The sequence below is a fragment of the Hymenobacter mellowenesis genome, from assembly GCF_030581005.1.
GTDB lineage: Bacteria > Bacteroidota > Bacteroidia > Cytophagales > Hymenobacteraceae > Hymenobacter > Hymenobacter mellowenesis.
Window position 1 is genome coordinate 276,803 of sequence record NZ_JAUQSX010000002.1, and the last position, 17,322, is coordinate 294,124.

17 protein-coding genes are annotated in these 17,322 nt (G+C 60.0%); 8 read left to right on the forward strand and 9 right to left on the reverse strand.

Annotated features, from left to right (window positions below; genetic code table 11):
• Positions 1-95: 95 nt before the first annotated feature.
• Positions 96-1,883, forward strand: a complete 1,788-nt coding sequence (lepA, locus tag Q5H92_RS05185) for a translation elongation factor 4 (RefSeq protein WP_305010433.1) — start codon at positions 96-98, stop codon at positions 1,881-1,883.
• Positions 1,884-1,941: 58 nt separating this feature from the next.
• Here the strand turns inward: lepA and Q5H92_RS05190 are convergent, their stop codons facing one another.
• The gene (locus Q5H92_RS05190) at positions 1,942-2,343 is read right to left on the reverse strand and encodes a DUF5684 domain-containing protein (protein WP_305010434.1); all 402 of its coding nucleotides are present in this window, start codon (positions 2,341-2,343) and stop codon (positions 1,942-1,944) included.
• A gap of 84 nt (positions 2,344-2,427) precedes the next feature.
• Here Q5H92_RS05190 and folD point away from each other — a divergent pair, with 84 nt between their 5' ends.
• The 4 genes from folD to Q5H92_RS05210 all read left to right on the forward strand — a co-directional run bounded on the left by folD (position 2,428) and on the right by Q5H92_RS05210 (position 6,839).
• On the forward strand, positions 2,428-3,348 hold the full coding sequence (folD, locus tag Q5H92_RS05195) for a bifunctional methylenetetrahydrofolate dehydrogenase/methenyltetrahydrofolate cyclohydrolase FolD (RefSeq protein ID WP_305010435.1): 921 nt from the start codon (positions 2,428-2,430) through the stop codon (positions 3,346-3,348).
• Positions 3,349-3,521: 173 nt separating this feature from the next.
• Positions 3,522-4,133: a 7-carboxy-7-deazaguanine synthase QueE gene (locus tag Q5H92_RS05200; RefSeq protein ID WP_305010685.1), complete on the forward strand. Its 612-nt coding sequence runs from the start codon at positions 3,522-3,524 to the stop codon at positions 4,131-4,133.
• A gap of 8 nt (positions 4,134-4,141) precedes the next feature.
• Complete coding sequence (locus Q5H92_RS05205; RefSeq protein ID WP_305010436.1) at positions 4,142-6,118, forward strand: OmpA family protein; 1,977 nt, start codon at positions 4,142-4,144, stop codon at positions 6,116-6,118.
• Between the two features lie 346 nt (positions 6,119-6,464).
• Positions 6,465-6,839: a hypothetical protein gene (locus Q5H92_RS05210; protein WP_305010438.1), complete on the forward strand. Its 375-nt coding sequence runs from the start codon at positions 6,465-6,467 to the stop codon at positions 6,837-6,839.
• A 146-nt stretch (positions 6,840-6,985) separates the two neighbouring features.
• On the opposite strand, the gene Q5H92_RS05215 is transcribed toward Q5H92_RS05210, so the two are convergent.
• The 5 genes from Q5H92_RS05215 to Q5H92_RS05235 all read right to left on the reverse strand — a co-directional run bounded on the left by Q5H92_RS05215 (position 6,986) and on the right by Q5H92_RS05235 (position 13,058).
• Positions 6,986-8,275, reverse strand: a complete 1,290-nt coding sequence (locus Q5H92_RS05215) for a citrate synthase (protein WP_305010439.1) — start codon at positions 8,273-8,275, stop codon at positions 6,986-6,988.
• A 205-nt stretch (positions 8,276-8,480) separates the two neighbouring features.
• On the reverse strand, positions 8,481-9,914 hold the full coding sequence (mnmE, locus tag Q5H92_RS05220) for a tRNA uridine-5-carboxymethylaminomethyl(34) synthesis GTPase MnmE (RefSeq protein WP_305010440.1): 1,434 nt from the start codon (positions 9,912-9,914) through the stop codon (positions 8,481-8,483).
• A gap of 59 nt (positions 9,915-9,973) precedes the next feature.
• Positions 9,974-10,636, reverse strand: coding sequence for a metal-dependent transcriptional regulator (locus Q5H92_RS05225; protein WP_305010441.1), 663 nt, complete (start codon positions 10,634-10,636; stop codon positions 9,974-9,976).
• Between the two features lie 120 nt (positions 10,637-10,756).
• Positions 10,757-11,767, reverse strand: coding sequence for a 3-oxoacyl-ACP synthase III family protein (locus Q5H92_RS05230; protein WP_305010442.1), 1,011 nt, complete (start codon positions 11,765-11,767; stop codon positions 10,757-10,759).
• A gap of 112 nt (positions 11,768-11,879) precedes the next feature.
• Positions 11,880-13,058 carry a glycosyltransferase family protein gene (locus Q5H92_RS05235; protein WP_305010443.1) on the reverse strand — a complete coding sequence of 393 codons (1,179 nt, stop codon included), beginning with the start codon at positions 13,056-13,058 and terminating at the stop codon, positions 11,880-11,882.
• A gap of 86 nt (positions 13,059-13,144) precedes the next feature.
• Here Q5H92_RS05235 and Q5H92_RS05240 point away from each other — a divergent pair, with 86 nt between their 5' ends.
• Together Q5H92_RS05240 and Q5H92_RS05245 are read left to right on the forward strand one after the other, a co-directional pair.
• Positions 13,145-13,969, forward strand: coding sequence for a 2,3,4,5-tetrahydropyridine-2,6-dicarboxylate N-succinyltransferase (locus Q5H92_RS05240; RefSeq protein WP_305010444.1), 825 nt, complete (start codon positions 13,145-13,147; stop codon positions 13,967-13,969).
• A gap of 159 nt (positions 13,970-14,128) precedes the next feature.
• Positions 14,129-14,440 carry a hypothetical protein gene (locus tag Q5H92_RS05245; protein ID WP_305010445.1) on the forward strand — a complete coding sequence of 104 codons (312 nt, stop codon included), beginning with the start codon at positions 14,129-14,131 and terminating at the stop codon, positions 14,438-14,440.
• Between the two features lie 85 nt (positions 14,441-14,525).
• Here the strand turns inward: Q5H92_RS05245 and msrA are convergent, their stop codons facing one another.
• Together msrA and Q5H92_RS05255 are read right to left on the reverse strand one after the other, a co-directional pair.
• Positions 14,526-15,062 carry a peptide-methionine (S)-S-oxide reductase MsrA gene (msrA, locus tag Q5H92_RS05250; protein ID WP_305010446.1) on the reverse strand — a complete coding sequence of 179 codons (537 nt, stop codon included), beginning with the start codon at positions 15,060-15,062 and terminating at the stop codon, positions 14,526-14,528.
• 109 nt (positions 15,063-15,171) lie between these two features.
• Positions 15,172-16,059 (reverse strand): 3-hydroxyacyl-CoA dehydrogenase family protein, encoded by an 888-nt coding sequence (locus Q5H92_RS05255; protein ID WP_305010447.1) that lies wholly within the window; start codon positions 16,057-16,059, stop codon positions 15,172-15,174.
• 194 nt (positions 16,060-16,253) lie between these two features.
• On the opposite strand from Q5H92_RS05255, the gene Q5H92_RS05260 reads away from it, so the two are divergent.
• A complete protein-coding gene (locus tag Q5H92_RS05260; RefSeq protein WP_208176736.1) occupies positions 16,254-16,412 on the forward strand; it encodes a lmo0937 family membrane protein in 159 nt (52 codons plus the stop codon).
• An 84-nt stretch (positions 16,413-16,496) separates the two neighbouring features.
• Here Q5H92_RS05260 and Q5H92_RS05265 read toward each other — a convergent pair whose 3' ends face one another.
• The gene (locus Q5H92_RS05265) at positions 16,497-17,297 is read right to left on the reverse strand and encodes a hypothetical protein (RefSeq protein ID WP_305010448.1); all 801 of its coding nucleotides are present in this window, start codon (positions 17,295-17,297) and stop codon (positions 16,497-16,499) included.
• Between the last annotated feature and the right edge of the window lie 25 nt (positions 17,298-17,322).

Sequence of the window (17,322 nt, forward strand, 5' to 3'; positions counted from 1 at the left end):
CCCCGGCCCGCCGCCTGGGCCGGAGCGGGGCCAGCGAGCCAACTGGCTTTTGCGGCCCGGGTTTCGTACCTTCGTGCTCTGAAAAACCGCCCTCTGTGAAGAATATCCGCAACTTTTGCATCATTGCCCACATCGACCACGGGAAAAGCACCCTGGCCGACCGCCTGCTCGAGTTCACCAGCACCGTGGCCAAGCGCGACATGCAGGCCCAGCTGCTCGACAACATGGACCTGGAGCGTGAGCGGGGCATCACCATCAAGAGCCACGCCATTCAGATGCAGTACCCCTACAAAGGGGAAATCTACACGCTGAACCTGATTGACACGCCCGGCCACGTCGACTTTAGCTACGAAGTAAGCCGCAGCATCGCCGCCTGCGAAGGCGCGCTCCTGATTGTGGACGCCTCGCAGGGCATCGAAGCCCAGACGATTTCCAACCTCTACCTCGCCATCGGGGCCGATTTGGAAATCATTCCCGTGCTCAACAAAATCGACCTCCCGCACGCCATGCCGGAGGAAGTGACCGACGAAATTGTGGACCTCATCGGCTGCAAGCCCGACGACATCATCCACGCCTCGGGCAAGGCCGGCATCGGCATCGAAGCCATCCTGAACGCCATCTGCGAACGGGTGCCCGCGCCCTCCGGCGACCCGGAAGCGCCGCTACAGGCCCTGATTTTCGACTCGGTGTTCAATTCCTACCGCGGCATCGAAGTCCTGTTTCGCATCAAGAACGGGGTGATGAAAAAGGGCGACAAGCTCCGCTTCATGGCCACCGGCAAGGAATACGGCGCCGACGAAATCGGCATCCTCGGCCTGAACCAGGAGCCGCGCCAGGTGATGGAGGCCGGCAACGTGGGCTACCTCATCTCGGGCATCAAGGAAGCCCGCGAAGTGAAGGTGGGCGACACCATCACCCACGTACACCGGCCCACGCCGGAAGCCATCCAGGGCTTTGCCGACGTGAAACCGATGGTGTTTGCCGGCATCTACCCTGTCGACACCACCGAGTACGAAGAGCTGCGCTCCAGCATGGAAAAGCTGCAGCTCAACGACGCCTCGCTGGTGTGGGAGCCTGAAACGTCGGTGGCCCTCGGCTTCGGCTTCCGCTGCGGCTTCCTGGGCATGCTGCACATGGAAATCGTGCAGGAGCGCCTAGAGCGCGAGTTCAACATGACGGTCATCACCACGGTGCCCAGCGTGCAGTTCCACGCCACCGGCACCAAAGACCAACTGCTGACCATCAACGCGCCGAGCGAAATGCCCGAGCCGAACCTGATTAAATACATCGAGGAGCCCTACATCAAGGCCCAGATTATCACGGCTTCGGAATACGTAGGAGCCATCATCACGCTGTGCATGGACAAGCGCGGCATCATCAAGGGCCAGAGCTACCTCACTTCCGAGCGGGTGGAGATGAGCTTTGAGCTGCCGCTGTCCGAAATCGTGTTCGACTTCTTCGACAAGCTCAAGTCCATTAGCCGCGGCTACGCTTCGCTGGATTACGAGCTGATTGGCTTCCGCGAGTCCGACATGGTGAAGCTTGACGTGATGCTGAACGGCGAGAAGGTGGATGCCCTATCGGCCATCGTGCACCGCTCCAAGAGCTACGAGTGGGGCAAGCGCCTCTGCGAGAAGCTGCGCGAGCTACTGCCCCGCCAGATGTTCGACATCGCCATCCAGGCTTCGATTGGGCAGAAAATTATTGCCCGCGAAACCGTGAAGGCCCTGCGCAAAAACGTAATTGCCAAGTGCTACGGCGGCGACATCAGCCGGAAGCGCAAACTGCTCGAAAAGCAGAAAGAAGGCAAGAAACGGATGCGCTCCGTGGGCTCCGTCGAAATCCCGCAAGAGGCGTTTCTGGCGGTTCTTAAAATCGATTAAATTAAAAAGGCGGCTCTTATTAGAGCCGCCTTTTTTTATGGTATCGAGCCCGCAGGAGCTAGTAAGCGGCCGGCGCCAGGTTCTGGTTGGGGCCTTCAACGGGACCTTGGTACTGCACTTCGCTGGAGAAGCCCCACAACGGTATGAAAATGAAGCCCAGGAAAATAACCGCTAGGTAGTTGCCGATTCCATACTTGCCAAAAGACTTGGCAAGGCTGACATTGAGCGTTATGGCAAAGTAGATATTGACCAGCGGAATGAAGAGCAGAATGATTTTCCACGCCTCACGACCCACAATCTCCTGCATAACAATGATGTTGTAGATGGGGATGATGGCCGCCCAGCCCGGCTTCCCCGCTTTAACGAAGAGCTTCCAGAAGCCGGCAATGACAAAAGCAAAAATGGCCAGCTCAAGGAGTAGAAAAAAGATAATGCCAGCTGTTGAAGGTTGGTTTTCCATGAAAAAAAGTTAGTGAAGGTGAAGGGATTGTGCCCGCCAATGTATCAACTTTTTGCAGAAATGACTAATTAACTAATTCTTTCTATGAACGCCGAAATGCCAACCACCACCTCCAACCTCATCGACGGCAAGCAAACCGCCGAGGACATCAAAGCCGAAATAGCCGCCGAAGTAGCGGCCCTGAAAGCCGCCGGCCAGAAGGTGCCCCACCTCGCCGCCATTCTGGTGGGCCACGACGGCGGCTCCGAAACCTACGTGCGCAACAAGGTGCTGGCCTGCGAGCGGGTGGGCTTCGCCTCCACGCTGCTGCGCTACGAGGACGACATCACCGAGGCCGAGCTGCTGGCCAAAGTGGATGAGCTGAACCGCGACCCGGAAATCGACGGTTTCATCGTACAGCTGCCGCTGCCCAAGCACATCGACCCCGAGAAGGTCATCGAAGCCATCCGGCCCGAGAAGGACGTCGACGGCTTTCACCCCATGAATATTGGCCGGATGGTGGCCGGGCTGCCGGCGCTGCTGCCCGCCACGCCGTCGGGCATTGTGGAGCTGCTGGCGCGGCAGGGTATCAAAACCAGCGGCAAGCACGCCGTGGTTATTGGTCGTTCGAATATTGTTGGCACCCCGGTTAGTATCTTGTTAGCTAAAAACTTGGATACGGCCAACTGTACGGTTACTTTATGTCATTCGCGCACTCAGAACCTGGCCGAGATATGCCGAACGGCCGACATTGTGGTGGCCGCCATTGGCCGGCCCGAGTTCGTGACGGCCGACATGGTGCGGCCCGGCGCCGTGGTGATTGACGTGGGCACGACCCGCGTGGCGGATGCGAGCAAGAAGAGCGGCTTCACGCTGAAAGGCGATGTGAATTTTGCCGAGGTGGCGCCCCTGGCGTTGGCCATCACGCCGGTGCCCGGCGGAGTGGGTCCCATGACCATTGCCATGCTTCTGCTGAACACTTTGCGCGCCGCGAAGGGGGATATTTATCCCAAGTCGGCCAGCTGATTTTTTAGGAATATTTGGTTATCGTAACCCGAACCCGTACTTTTAAAGTCCGGCCTTGGAACAGTGTGTCCCATTGCCAGCGTTTGGGCTGCTCGGCTACCCGACGCCGTTTAGATATGATACCAGTGAATTTACTTTCTCCCGAAATAATTGTACCATCCGGCGAAGTGCCGATGGATTATCAGAACGTGCTGCTGCCGGTGATGGAGCAGTTTTATACCATCCAGGGCGAGGGCTATAACACTGGGCGCGCGGCGTATTTTATCCGGCTGGGCGGCTGCGACGTGGGCTGCGTCTGGTGCGACGTGAAAGAGTCGTGGGATGCCGACGCGCATCCGCGCCAGTCGGTGGCGCAGTTGGTGGAAAACGTGTTGGCGTACCCCGGGCGCAACGTCGTCATCACCGGCGGCGAGCCGCTGATGCACGATTTGGGGCCGCTCACGGCCGCGCTGCGCGCCGTCGGCTGCCGCACCTGGATTGAAACCTCGGGCGCGCACCCGCTTTCCGGGGAGTGGGATTGGGTGTGCGTGTCGCCCAAGAAATTCAAAGCGCCGCTGCCGGAAGTACTCGACGCCGCGCACGAATTGAAAATCATCGTGTTCAATAATTCCGATTTTAGCTGGGCCGAGGAGCACGCGGCGTTGGTACCCGCCACTACGCGCTTATACTTGCAGCCCGAGTGGAGCCGCGCGGCGCGCATGACGCCCGAACTAGTTGACTACGTGAAGCAGCACCCGCAGTGGCAGGTGTCGCTGCAAACCCATAAGTATCTGGACATTCCTTAGCGTACCCTATGCGTCGCAATACAATGTTGGGGGCGTTGCGCCTCGGAGTAATGTGTGTGCTGGGCCTGACGGCGGCCGAACCGGCCCGGGCCCAGCTAACGCCCAAAGTGCAAACGCCCACCAACACCAAGGCGCGGTCGCTGCTGGAAAAAGCCCAGCAGCAAACCCGGGAGCGTGACTTCGTGAAGGCCGTCGAAACGCTGAACCAGCTCAACGAGAAGTTCCCCTCGTTCGGGGAAGCTTTTCTGCTGAAAGGCTCCTTGCTCAAGGCAATGGGCGACAACCGCAACGCCATGGCCGCCTACCGCGACGGCCTGGGCAAGGTGCCGCTCGAAGCCGTGCACTCCTCCGAATACCAGCTCCTCGGCGACCTGGCCCTGAGCTACGGCGACTACCAAACCGCCCTCGATGCCTACAAGAACCTGCTGAAGGTAGCGCCCAAAACTCAGAAAAACCTGGCCAAATCGCAACGCCAGCTGCTTACCTGCGAGTTCGCTCTCGATGCCATCAAGCATCCGGTAGGCGAAGCGCCGGTAGCGCTGCCCGCCCCGATGAACGCCTTTAAGTTTCAGTACTTTCCGGCGCTCACGGCCGACAATCGTTTCCTGCTCTTCACGGGCCGCCCAGCGGCCAGCAGCGGCGAGGACCTGTACGTGAGCCGCCAGAGCAAAGACGGCAGCATGGGCGCGCCCGTGCCCATTTCGCCGGCCATCAACTCCAGCTACAACGAGGGCGCGGGCTCTATTTCGGGCGATGGCAAGACGCTGGTGTTTGCCTCCTGCGACCGTCCCAAGGCTATTGGCAACTGCGACCTCTACATTTCGCGCCGCACCGGCAACAACTGGAGCGCGCCCGTGAACCTGGGCACCAACGTGAACTCCACGGAGTGGGACTCGCAGCCCTCGCTCTCGGCCGACGGCCGGACGCTGTACTTCACCTCCACGCGCCGCGGCGGCCAGGGCCAGGAAGACATCTACGTGAGCACCCTGCAGCCCGACGGCAACTGGAGCATGGCCCAAAACGTGGGCACGCCCGTGAACACGGCCGGCAAGGACATGGCTCCGTTTATTCACGCCAGCGGCACCACGCTCTATTATGTGACCGACGGACTGGTGGGCATGGGCGGCCTCGATGTGTTTCGGTGCGAGAAGAATGCAAACAATAGCTGGAGCCCGCCGCGCAACCTGGGCTACCCGCTGAACACCTTTGAGAACGAGGCGTCGCTGTTCATCACTTCCGATAACCAGAAGGGCTTTTGCTCCCGCTCGCGGGCCTCGGATGAGCCGATGGGGGGCTACCGCCTCGCCCGGGAGCGCCCGGTGGAACTGTTCAGCTTTGCGGTGCCGCCGCCCGTGAAAGCCCGCGAAACCAGCACCTACACCCAGGGCCGCGTGTTCGATGCCAACACCAAGAAACCGCTCAAGGCCGAGGTCAAACTCTACGACCTCGACACCGACGTGCTGACGCAGTTCGTGACCTCCGACCCCGAGTACGGCGATTACACTGTGGTGCTCAACGAAGGCCACCACTACGCCATGTACGCGGCCGCCGACAAGTACCTGCTCAAGAGCCTCAGCTTCGATTATTCTAGCCAGCGTACCTTCGACCCGCTCGCGCTGGATATTTACCTGGAGCCCGTGCGCTCGGGCCGCAGTGTGGTGCTGAACAACCTGTTTTACGACACCAACAAGTACGAGCTAAAACCGCAGTCGCGCACCGAGCTCAACCGGCTCATTGAGTTCCTGCGGCAGTACCGCGACGTGCAGATTGAAGTTTCGGGCTACACCGACAACGTGGGCTCGCCGGAGGCCAACATTCAGCTTTCGCAGCGCCGGGCCCAGGCCGTGGTCGAGTATCTATCGAGCCATGGCATCTCGCCCAACCGGCTCCGGTCGAAGGGCTACGGCGAGGGACACCCGCTGGCCGCCAACGACACCGAGGCCCATCGCCAGCTGAACCGACGCATTGAACTGCACATTTTGTAAGCCTGCTCACAGCAAAGCAATGCAAATGGCCTCCGGCGGAAATTTCCGCCGGAGGCCATTTTACTTAAAGCAAGGCTTTAAGCAGATGAAAATTTAATAGCATTCGCACTTAAAAAAATATGGTTCGCCCGTTGGCGGACTTTTTTTTGAGCTCAGGTTTAGATTTTTCAGTCCGAAAAAACACATTATAAATCAGGTGTTTATAATTATCAGTAAAAATCGTTTAATTAAAAAAGTGCTATAAAAATGATATTTTGTGCAAATAAAAATTGTGATTACGTTTGAACAGGCCAACAGCAATGAAAATGGCCTTTCACCATACGTTTCACCATTCACCCCCCAACTCATGAAAAACTTGTTCCTGGCTGCCTGCCTTGCTGCGGGCGTGTACACTGGCCCGGCCGCGATGGCTGGTCCCGGCGACGGCGCCTACTCGCCGGCCATGATGACCCGCGCAACCACGCTCACCCGGGCGCTGGCACGGCACATCCATTTCAACGAGGCCCAGTACCTCGCCGTGAAGCAGCTGCACCTGAATATGCTCACGGAGCGGCGCGACCTGGAGATTCTGCTTAACGGCGCGAGCGCTGAGGAGCGGGATATGCGCCTGTCGCAGGCCCAGCAGCGCTACGAGTTCGAACTGGCCGCCTTGCTCCAGCCGCAGCAGCTAGTGGCCTACCAGTCGCTTCGCAACAACTTTACCGCGCACCGGCTCAAATAGGGGAGACGTTCCCCACCGGACACGAAAAAGCCCGCTCACTGAGCGGGCTTTTTGTTTTATCTATGCTTAGTTGTCAGTTGCTCATTGTCAGGTTGTTGAACAAAAAAAACTAACAAATGACAACAAGCAACTAACAACTAAAAGCCTTAGCGGGCGTCGATGCCCACGTAGTCGCGCTCCAGCTCGCCGGTGTAAATCTGACGCGGGCGGCCGATGGGCTCCTTGTTCTCCCGCATCTCTTTCCACTGGGCAATCCAGCCGGGCAGGCGGCCCAGGGCGAACATCACCGTGAACATTTCGGTGGGGATGCCGAGGGCTTTGTAGATGATGCCCGAGTAGAAATCCACGTTCGGGTACAGCTTGCGGTCGATGAAGTACTGGTCGGTGAGGGCGGCTTGCTCCAGCTCCTGCGCGATTTTCAGCAGCGGGCTGTCTTGCATACCGAGGGCCTGCAGAACCTCGTCGGCGGCTACTTTGATGATTTTGGCGCGCGGGTCGAAGTTCTTGTACACGCGGTGGCCGAAGCCCATGAGGCGGAACGAGTCGTTCTTGTCTTTGGCCTTAGCAATGAACTTGCTGGTATCGCCGCCGTCGGCCTCAATGGCTTCCAGCATTTCGATAACTTCCTGGTTGGCACCACCGTGCAGCGGGCCCCATAGGGCATTGATGCCGGCCGAAACCGAGCCGTAGAGGCTGGCGTTGGCCGAGCCCACGAGGCGCACCGTGCTGGTGGAGCAGTTCTGCTCGTGGTCGGCGTGCAGGATGAGGAGCTTGTTAAGGGCGCTCACTACTACTGGGTTGATGTCGTACTTCTCGGTGGGGAAGCTGAACATCATGTAGAGGAAGTTGGCGCAGTAGTCCATGTCGTTGCGCGGGTAGTTCAACGGATGGCCCATGTTGTTTTTGTAGGTCCAGGCCGCGATGGTGGGCATCTTCGCCAGCAGGCGAATGATGTTGAGTTCCATCTCCTCGGGGCTGAGGTCGGGCGACACGCTCTGCGGATAGAAGCCGGTGAGGGCGCAGATTAGCGACGAGAGGATGGCCATGGGGTGCGTGGCCGACGGGAAACCGTCGAAAATCTTGCGCATGTCCTCGTGCACCAGCGTGTGCTTGGTGATTTGGCCGCTGAAGTGCGCCAGCTCGGCCTGGGTGGGGAGGGCACCGTAAATCAGCAGGTAAGCCACTTCGAGGAAGCTCGACTTTTCGGCCAACTGCTCGATGGGGTAGCCGCGGTAGCGCAGGATGCCTTCTTCGCCGTCGAGGAAGGTGATGGCGCTTTTGGTGGCGCCGGTGTTTTTGTAGCCCGAATCGAGGGTCACGTAGCCGGTTTGGTCGCGCAGCTTACCGATGTCGAATGCTTTTTCGTGTTCGGTGCCTTCGATGACGGGCAAGGTGATGGATTTGCCGTCGAGGATGAGTTCAGCAGATTCTGCCATGGGCGGGAGGGGTGAGGAAAAAATACGGTGCGAAACTAACGCATAAGCCGTAAGCCGGGAAATTTCCGGCGCTGCGGCGCTCCATTCACTACAAAGCAAGGGCCCGCATGGTTTCGCAAATGCGCCCAAAAACCGCCCTGAGCGCCCTTGGCATCGTTTGCGAAGATTTCACGCCGGCCTCCGTTAAATCGGCGTTAAAGCCAAGCTATTTGCCAATGCAGAACTGCGTGAAAATGCTGGTGAGCAAATCTTCGGACGAAATCTCGCCAGTGATTTCACCCAGTGCGGCCAGGGCGTGGCGCAGGTCGGCGGCCAGCAGCTCGGTGCCGCGGCCGGTATCGAGGCCGGCCTGCACGGCCGCGAGGTGGGCGGCGGCCGTTTCCAGGGCCCGAGCGTGGCGCACGTTCGTGACGATAGTGGCCGAAGCCGTGTTTTCCAGGGCCGAGCCGCGTACCTGGGCCACTAAAGCGGCCTGCAGTGCCTCCAGGCCCTGGTTTTGCCCGGCGGCCAGCAGCACCAGCGGCGCCAAGGCTGTGGAATCAGGTGAAGCGGTTGATGCAGAATTAAATGCATGCTCAAACGCCCGCAGGGTTTCGGCTGTTGCCAGGTCCGTTTTATTGCCCACGGCCAGCACTGGCAGGTCTAAACCGGCGGTCAGTTCCCTTATTTCGGCTCGCACCTCGGCCGGGGTTATTTCAGATAAGTCGAACAGATACAGCAGCAAAGCAGCTTGCCGCACACGCTGGCGGGTGCGCTGCACACCGATGGCCTCAACCTCATCGGCCGGGTTGTCGCGCAGGCCGGCCGTGTCAACGAAGCGGAAGCGCAGGCCGTCGATGCTCACCTCGTCCTCGATGAAGTCGCGCGTAGTGCCGGGAATGGCCGATACAATGGCGCGCTCTTCACGCAGCAAAGCGTTGAGTAGGGTGGATTTGCCCGCGTTGGGCCGGCCGGCAATGACGGCGGTGATGCCGTTTTTGATGACGTTGCCGAGCTCAAAGGAGTGGAGCAGCGCGGCCACCACGCCGCGCCCTTCATCAAGCAACCGGGCCAGGCCGGTGCGGTCGGCAAACTCCACGTCCTCTTCGCCAAAGTCCAGCTCCAGCTCTAGCAGCGCCGCGAATTTGACGAGGCGGGCGCGCAGGTCGCGCAGTTCCTGTGAGAAGCCGCCGCGCAGCTGGTTCAAGGCCACTTTGTGGCTCAGGGCGGAGTCGGCGGCGATGAGGTCGGCCACGGCCTCGGCCTGGGCCAGGTCCAGGGCGCCATTTAGGAAGGCGCGCTTGGTGAACTCGCCGGCTTCGGCCAGGCGGGCGCCGTGGCGCAGGAGCAGGGCCAGCACCTGGCGTACCACGTAGTCGGAGCCGTGGCAACTGATTTCCACCACGTCTTCTCGGGTGAAGGAGCGGGGCGCCCGGTACAGCGCCACCACTACTTCGTCGATGATTTCGGCGCTGGCCGGGTCGCGTAGGGTGCCGTAGTGTAAGGTGTGGCCGGCGGCTTTTGTCAGGCTTTTCTTGGAGAAAACGGCTGCCGTAATGGCTACTGCCGCCGGCCCCGAGAGGCGCACCACGGCTAGGGCTCCCGCGCCGGAAGGCGTCGACAACGCGACGATGGTGTCGGAGAAAATTGTCTGAACCACGGATTCTGCGGATTAATCGGATTGGTCGGATTTGGTAGACGCTTACCGTCCATTCCGCCTTATTCCGTTACAAACAAATTGCGGCTGACTTCGGCTGAAATCAAAGCCGTACGCTCCTTATTGATGCGGAGCTCGAAGGAGTTATCAAACGCCACCTTATCTAGTACTTGAACTACGGCGCCAAGTTGCAGACCGACTTTGTCGAGGTATTGGAGGAAGGGCGCGGTGGTGTTTTTGACGGCGGCCAGGGTGCCGCGCTCGCCGGTGCAGAGGTCGGCCAGCAGGCGGTGGGTGGGGCGGCGCATGGCGCCGTCCTCGGCCGGAATGGGGTCGCCGTGCGGGTCGAGGGCGGGGTGGCCCAGGAAGGCGTCGAGCCGGCGCATGAGCAGCGGCGACTGCACGTGCTCCAACTCCTCGGCCACGTCGTGCACCTCATCCCAGCTAAAGCCGAGCTGCTGCACCAGAAATACTTCCCACAGCCGGTGCTTGCGAATGGTGAGCAGGGCCAGCCGCTCGCCCTCTGCCGTGAGCTGCACGCCCCGGTAGCGCTCATAGTTCAGCAGGTTCTTTTCGGCCAGCCGCCGCAGCATGTCCGTGACGGAAGGGGCCCGGGTGGCCAGCGCCGCCGCAATACGATTGGTGCTCACGCCGGCCATCCCGGGCTCTTCTTCGGCCAGCTTGAAAATGGCTTTTAAGTAGTTTTCTTCGGTCTGACTAGGCATGCAATACAAAGAACGTCATGCTGAGCGCAGCCGAAGCATCTCTACCGCAGCAGTAAACCAATTAACTGGATTGCGTTGCGCGGTAGAGATGCTTCGGCTGCGCTCAGCATGACAGGCGACCTACCATTTAATTAGGGCCGAGGCCCAGGTGAAGCCGGAGCCGAAGGCAGCGAGACAGACTAGGTCGCCGCGCTTGATTTTGCCTTCCTGCACGGCTTCGCTCAGGGCGATGGGCACGGAGGCGGCGGTGGTGTTGCCGTAGCGTTGGATGTTGCTGAACACCTTGTCGTCGGTCAGGCCCATTTTCTGCTGCACGTACTGGGTGATGCGTAGGTTGGCTTGGTGCGGAATAAGCATGTCGATGTCGGTGGGCTGCATGCCATTCTGTTCCAGCGCCTCTTTGATGACCTGCGGGAAGCGCACCACGGCGTGCTTGAACACGTTCTGGCCGTTCATGTAGGGATACAGGTCCTGTTTGTTAGCCACCACGTAGTCAGCGCGGTTGTCGCGGTTTGAACCTGGCTCTTTCACGATGAGCTCCTCGGCAAACTCGCCCTGTGCGTGCAGGTGGGTGCTGAGGATGCCCTGGCCCTCGGTGGAGCTGGGGCGCAATACCACGGCCCCGGCGCCGTCGCCGAAAATGACCGAAACGCCGCGGCCTTCCGGCGACTTGTCGAGGCCGGATGAGTGGATTTCGGAGCCCACCACCAGCACCGTGTCGTACATGCCGGTGCGGATGAATTGGTCGGCTACCGACAGGGCGTACACAAAGCCCGAGCACTGGTTGCGCACGTCAAGGGCGGGGCAATTGTTGCTGATGCCCAGCTCGCGTTGCAAAAGCACGCCGGAGCCCGGAAAGAAATAGTCGGGCGAGAGCGTAGCAAACACAATCATCTGGACGTCGTTGGCTTCAACGCCAGCCATTTCCAGGGCCTTGCGCGAGGCGTTGGCGCCCATGTTGGCGGTGGTGTCCTTGCCTTCCTCAAACCAGCGGCGCTCCTGAATGCCGGTCCGTTCCTGAATCCAGGCGTCGGAGGTGTTCATGAGGGGTTCGAGCTCGGCGTTTTTGACGACGCGGCTGGGAACGTAGTGGCCGACTCCGGCGATGTATGAATGACGTAGCGTGGCCATGGGCTGTGGAGGAGTGAAATGGGAATTCTGAGAAGATAGCAGCGCCGATGAAACCCGCCGCATGAGTAATCAACCAGAATGATTGACGCAAAATGGGCGCAAAGGTGGCGGTTTAAACGAGAGAATCCAGCAAAAGCCACAATTTTTTGCCTTCGGAGGCCCATAGCGCGTCGGCCGGAATGCCGTTCGGGTAGAAATTGTTCCGTCTCAGCTCGGCTACCAGCGCCGGCCCGTCGAGCGGCTGCGCGAAGTCGACCGGCAAGCCGGCGCCGTGCTGCCGAATGAGCGCCTGCCAGCGTGGGTTGGGCGAGGCCAGGATGGGCAGGCCGTGGGCGAGGTACTCGAACAGCTTGGTGGGCCGGCAGCGCTCGGTGCTGGTGTGCGGCCGGTAGGGCAGCAGGCCGATGTCGCTAAGGCCTATTTCGGCCACAATTTTCGCGTGCGGCACCATGTCGGCTCCGCCAGTCAGCTTCAGCCAGTCTGCGTGTTGGGCCACGGCTTCCTGCAGCCGCCGCAGCAAATCGGGCTGCTGACAGAAGCCGATGATGGTGAGCTGCACCCCGCCGGGCCAGGCCGGGCGCAGCTGCCGGGCTAATGCAATGGCATCCCATACGCCGTTCAGTTCCGAAATGGTGCCGGAGTAGAGCAGGCGCAGCGGTTGGCCCGGAGCGGGTAGCGAGTGCGGCGCGAATGACTCGTTAGGGGTCGGTTGGTACTTGTTTTCGAGCACCAGCACGCGGCCGGCCGGCTGCGGGCGCAAATACGGTAGCTCGTCGGCATAGCTGGCTTCGGCCAGAATGATGGCCGAGCCATTTTGGGCCGCCAGTGTTTCGACCCAGCGCAGGCCACCCGCCAGCACGCGGCGCGCGAGGCCGCCGTACACGCGCTGCGTGCGCACATTGAGGGCGTAATTTTCGCGGATATCGTAAATAAACTTTCGGCCTGTGCCCAGCCGTTGCCACAGTAGCGTGAGCGGCAGCAGTTCCGGCGCGTGGACGATGACCAGGGCTGGTCGCAGCTTCTGGAGCAGCTGCCAGTAGCGCCACTGCGCCACCAGCCGACCCAGGCTCAGGCGCGAGCCCTGAAAAATGGGATGCTGCCCGACTTGGCCCTTTGCTGCAGCCGGGCTGGGCGGCTGGACATTGGCCGCCGCCCGGCCGGCAATGTGAACCTGCACATTGGGCCGCTCCCGCAGGGTTTCGGCAAACTTGCCTCGCATGCGGGTATCGTCCACGGGCTTCAACACCGAAGCCAGCAATACCCTTACCTGAGACGAACCGGAGCCAAACACGCTTCAAAGATGGTAGTTTTGCGGCTTCCAATAATAGCTACGGCCCCAACGGCCCGCTTTTCATCTCTATTCATTCGCCTTAACCGATGGCTGACCTGCAAACCCAAATCGAAGCCGCCTGGGCCGACCGCGCGCTGCTCCAAACCCCCGAAACCAAAGCCGCCATCGAGCACGTCATCGAAGAGCTTGATAAGGGCCGCCTGCGCGTGGCCACCCCACCTACGGAGGACGGCGGCGAGTGGACCATCAACGAATGGGTGAAGAAGGCCGTGATTCTCTACTTCCCCATCCGCCAGATGAGCACGCAGGAGGTCGGCCCCTTCGAGTATCACGACAAAATGCTGCTCAAAACCGACTACGCCGGCCAGCAGGTGCGTGTGGTGCCGCCCGCCGTGGCCCGCTACGGCGCGTTCCTGGCCCCCGGCGTCATCCTCATGCCCAGCTACACCAACATTGGCGCCTACGTGGGCGAGGGCACGATGGTGGACACCTGGGCCACCGTGGGCAGTTGCGCCCAAGTAGGCAAGGGCGTGCACCTGAGCGGCGGCGTGGGCCTCGGCGGCGTGCTTGAGCCCGTGCAAGCAGCTCCCGTCATCATCGAAGACGGCGCCTTCATCGGCTCACGCAGCATTCTGGTTGAAGGCTGCCGCATTGGCAAGGAGGCCGTGATTGGCGCGGGCGTGACCATCACCGGCAGCACCAAAATCATCGACGTCACCGGCTCCGAGCCCAAGGAGTACCGCGGCTACGTGCCGCCGCGCTCGGTCGTCATTCCCGGCTCCATCGCCAAGCAGTTTCCGGCCGGCGAATACCAGGTGCCGTGCGCTCTCATTATCGGCCAGCGCAAGCCCAGCACGGATTTGAAAACGAGTTTGAACGACGCGTTGCGGGACTTTGGGGTGAGTGTGTAATGCCGTAGTAAGATGAGTTTAGACGGCTGCTTGGGCTGTAGCGGCGGAGCTATCAAGCTCATCCTGCTGCCATGCATAGCATACGGTTTATATGCTTGGGTAGCGCCAGCTAATCCGTCTGAGCATAGCTATCTGGTGCATGCCGACGAGCGAACATACATGGAGCTGGAAACGGAGCAGCATGTCGATTGGGGCGGCTGGGACCGGCAAGGCAAACCTTCTTATTGGACCACCAATATCTATTATACCCGTCTGGGCGGCTGGTTCGGTCGCACCCACCGGGTATTATTAGCCAAGTTGGATACGGGCGACCGTGAGGACCAACTGGCCGAAGCCGAGTTTCGGCGCTCCAGCGAAGGTGGCTACGTGGCTCCAGTTTATATCAGCATCGTGAACAGTTGGTTTACCCCGCCTCATCGTTTTTCCGCCGATACCGTGAAGCAGATTGACTGGAAAGGGCAAGCACGTTAGTTGTGGAACAGCACTTGCTTAAGCGCTAACAACAAAAAAAGCCCGCTAACCAGCGGGCTTTTTTTACGGAAACAAAGCAAGGGAATTATACCCCCGCCTTCAGCTTCTCGCCGAACAGTGCCTTCACCTTATCCACCTTTGGGCGGGCCACAAACTGGCAGTAGGGCTCGTGGCCGTGCAGGTTGAAGTAGTTCTGGTGGTAGTCCTCGGCGGGGTAGAAGGTGGGCGCGGGCAGAATCTCCGTCACCACCGGGTTGGGGAAGGCGTGGTTGTCGTTGAGCTTCTTTTTATACTCCTCGGCCAATTGCTTTTGCTCCTCGTTGTGGTAGTAGATGCCCGAGCGGTACTGGGTGCCCACGTCGTTGCCCTGGCGGTTGAGCGTGGTCGGGTCGTGGGTTTTCCAGAAGATTTCGAGCAGTTCCTTGTAGCTGATAACGGCCGGGTCGAAGGTGATGTCAATTACCTCGTTGTGGCCGGTGAGGCCGCTGCACACTTCTTTATAGGTGGGGTTGGCAATGCGGCCGCCGGCGTAGCCGGACACCACTTTCTCCACGCCCTTCAGGTTCTGAAATACGGCCTCGACGCACCAGAAGCAGCCGGCGCCAAATGTTGCATGTTGCATGGGTAGGATGTTGATTCGTTGTTGTTGGTAACAACGCGGTAGACGCGGCCGGGGTTTATTCCTTACAGTAGGAGGTGAGCATGACGTTTTGGAAAGGCTCAACAGCAGCCTACTTCCGGAACCGCGCGGCCACCACCAATTCCTTCGAGCCAGCCGTGTGCTGATAGAAGCCCTCGCCCGATTTCACGCCCAGGCGGCCGGCCATCACCATGTTCACCAGCAGGGGGCAGGGGGCGTATTTGGGGTTGCCCAGCCCCTCGTGCAACACCCTGAGAATGGCCAGGCACACGTCGAGGCCAATGAAATCGGCCAGTTGCAGCGGGCCCATGGGGTGGGCCATGCCCAGCTTCATCACGGTATCGATTTCCTCCACGCCCGCCACGCCCTCAAACAGCGTGATGATGGCCTCGTTAATCATGGGCATCAGAATGCGGTTGGCCACGAAGCCGGGGTAGTCGTTCACCTCGGTCGGCGTTTTGCCCAACTGGCGCGAGAGGTCCATCACCTTTTGCGTCACTTCGTCCGACGTGGCGTAGCCGCGAATTACCTCCACCAGCTTCATCACCGGCACCGGATTCATGAAGTGCATGCCGATAACCTGCGCCGGCCGCTTGGTCACGGCCGCAATTTTGGTAATGGAAATCGACGAAGTATTCGAGGCCAGAATAGCCCCGGCCGGCGCGTGCTGGTCCAGGTCGCGGAAGATTTGCAGCTTGAGGTCCACATTTTCGGTGGCGGCTTCCACCACCAGCTCGGCGCCCGCTACACCTTCGGCCAGCGAGGTAAACGTCTTCAAACGGCCCAGGGTGGCGGTTTTGTCGTCTTCACTCAGCGTGGCTTTGGCCACCTGGCGGTCGAGGTTTTTGGTGATGGTGCCCAAGGCCCGGTCCAGCGCCGGCTGACTGATGTCGATGAGGGCCACGGCAAAGCCGTGCTGCGCAAATACGTGGGCAATGCCATTGCCCATGGTGCCAGAACCGATAACGGCGACGTTCATAACGAATAACAAAAGAGTGGGTGGGAATACAAATGCCGGCCGGTTGCCAGGCGTCGCAAAGCTACGGCGGGGTGTGCAACCACCGTTTTGTTTGCGGGTTACCAACTTTTTTTTCAATTAATATATCCTTTTACAAACACCCGCGTACAAAGCCGCATAGTTTGTTTCTTTCACCTCCTTCACTCACGCTAGCCATGGGCAACCTCCTGTATATCATCGCCGTCATTCTCGTAATCATCTGGGCCGTTAGCTTCTTCGGGGGCTTCTTTACGGGTGGCATCATCCATACCCTGCTGGTCATTGCGATTATCGCCATCCTGCTGCGCGTCATTAGCGGCCGAAGCGCCGTCTAAAGCGCACCCTACGGGGTTAACTTTAAAAACACAAAAAAGCCGTGCTGAGCAATCAGCACGGCTTTTTTGTGTTCGTTGAAAGCACTATTTCCCGATGTCGAACAGGAAGCTGAAGCGCAGCACAAACCCGGGATACAGCGAAAAAACGGAGCTGTCAAAGTTGTAAAGCCCTACAATATCGACTGCCGCGTGCTCGCCCAGGTAGGAGCGGTAGCCGATGCCGGCCAGTGGCGTGGTCACGGTGCGCTTGTATTTGAAATAGCCGTTATTGCCGTCATAGTCAATCAGTTCCGCGTTGGTGACTTCGTACTCGGCGTGCACAAAGAATTCCTTGTACACGATGTACTGCGCAAAGGCCTTGAAGCCGAGGCTACTCGAACTAATGCTCTTATCGCCCTGCCGGTTGAGAACATAGCCGGCATTGGTAGCGCTGTTGCTTAGGCTGAAGCTGCTGTAAGCGTAGGAAATGCCCGGGCCGATGGCAAACTTATCCGTGACCCGGTACCCCAGCGAGGGGGCCGCGCTCACATTGAATTGGTTCAGCCCGCCGTTGGACGCGAAGCCCAGGCCCACGTTGGTGTAAAGGAATTTTTTGGTGGCCGGCCGGCTTTCCGCGCCGCCGGCTTTGGTCGTCTGGCGGTTGGGAAAGTCCAGGCCGGACGGCGCATCGGGCGTGGGGCGCGTTTCGGGCTGCGGCTCCGTTGGCACCGGGGCGGTGGGCACCGGTGCGGTCGGGGCCGGCGTGGGCTCCGCGGGGCGCGGCTGCACGGGCGGCGGGCCGGGAGGCGCCGAGTTCAGCACGGGCTTGTCCTGGGCCTGAGCCCGGTGGGCCGGCAGCCAGGCCACACCCACCAGCAGCAGCAACGGGAGCAAATGACGTTTCATGGAGAGAAGCGGAATGAGAAATGAA

Bases quoted from the DNA above. Each gene is read 5' to 3' on its own strand.
- Q5H92_RS05265 (WP_305010448.1), bottom strand. From the start codon at position 17,297: ATGAAACGTCATTTGCTCCCGTTGCTGCTGCTGGTGGGTGTGGCCTGG.
- Q5H92_RS05245 (WP_305010445.1), top strand. From the start codon at position 14,129: ATGGAGCTGGAAACGGAGCAGCATGTCGATTGGGGCGGCTGGGACCGG.
- Q5H92_RS05230 (WP_305010442.1), bottom strand. From the start codon at position 11,767: ATGGCCACGCTACGTCATTCATACATCGCCGGAGTCGGCCACTACGTT.
- Q5H92_RS05200 (WP_305010685.1), top strand. From the start codon at position 3,522: ATGGATTATCAGAACGTGCTGCTGCCGGTGATGGAGCAGTTTTATACC.
- Q5H92_RS05255 (WP_305010447.1), bottom strand. From the start codon at position 16,059: ATGAACGTCGCCGTTATCGGTTCTGGCACCATGGGCAATGGCATTGCC.
- Q5H92_RS05210 (WP_305010438.1), top strand. From the start codon at position 6,465: ATGAAAAACTTGTTCCTGGCTGCCTGCCTTGCTGCGGGCGTGTACACT.
- Q5H92_RS05225 (WP_305010441.1), bottom strand. From the start codon at position 10,636: ATGCCTAGTCAGACCGAAGAAAACTACTTAAAAGCCATTTTCAAGCTG.
- folD (WP_305010435.1), top strand. From the start codon at position 2,428: ATGAACGCCGAAATGCCAACCACCACCTCCAACCTCATCGACGGCAAG.
- Q5H92_RS05205 (WP_305010436.1), top strand. From the start codon at position 4,142: ATGCGTCGCAATACAATGTTGGGGGCGTTGCGCCTCGGAGTAATGTGT.
- Q5H92_RS05190 (WP_305010434.1), bottom strand. From the start codon at position 2,343: ATGGAAAACCAACCTTCAACAGCTGGCATTATCTTTTTTCTACTCCTT.
- Q5H92_RS05240 (WP_305010444.1), top strand. From the start codon at position 13,145: ATGGCTGACCTGCAAACCCAAATCGAAGCCGCCTGGGCCGACCGCGCG.
- Q5H92_RS05260 (WP_208176736.1), top strand. From the start codon at position 16,254: ATGGGCAACCTCCTGTATATCATCGCCGTCATTCTCGTAATCATCTGG.
- Q5H92_RS05215 (WP_305010439.1), bottom strand. From the start codon at position 8,275: ATGGCAGAATCTGCTGAACTCATCCTCGACGGCAAATCCATCACCTTG.
- msrA (WP_305010446.1), bottom strand. From the start codon at position 15,062: ATGCAACATGCAACATTTGGCGCCGGCTGCTTCTGGTGCGTCGAGGCC.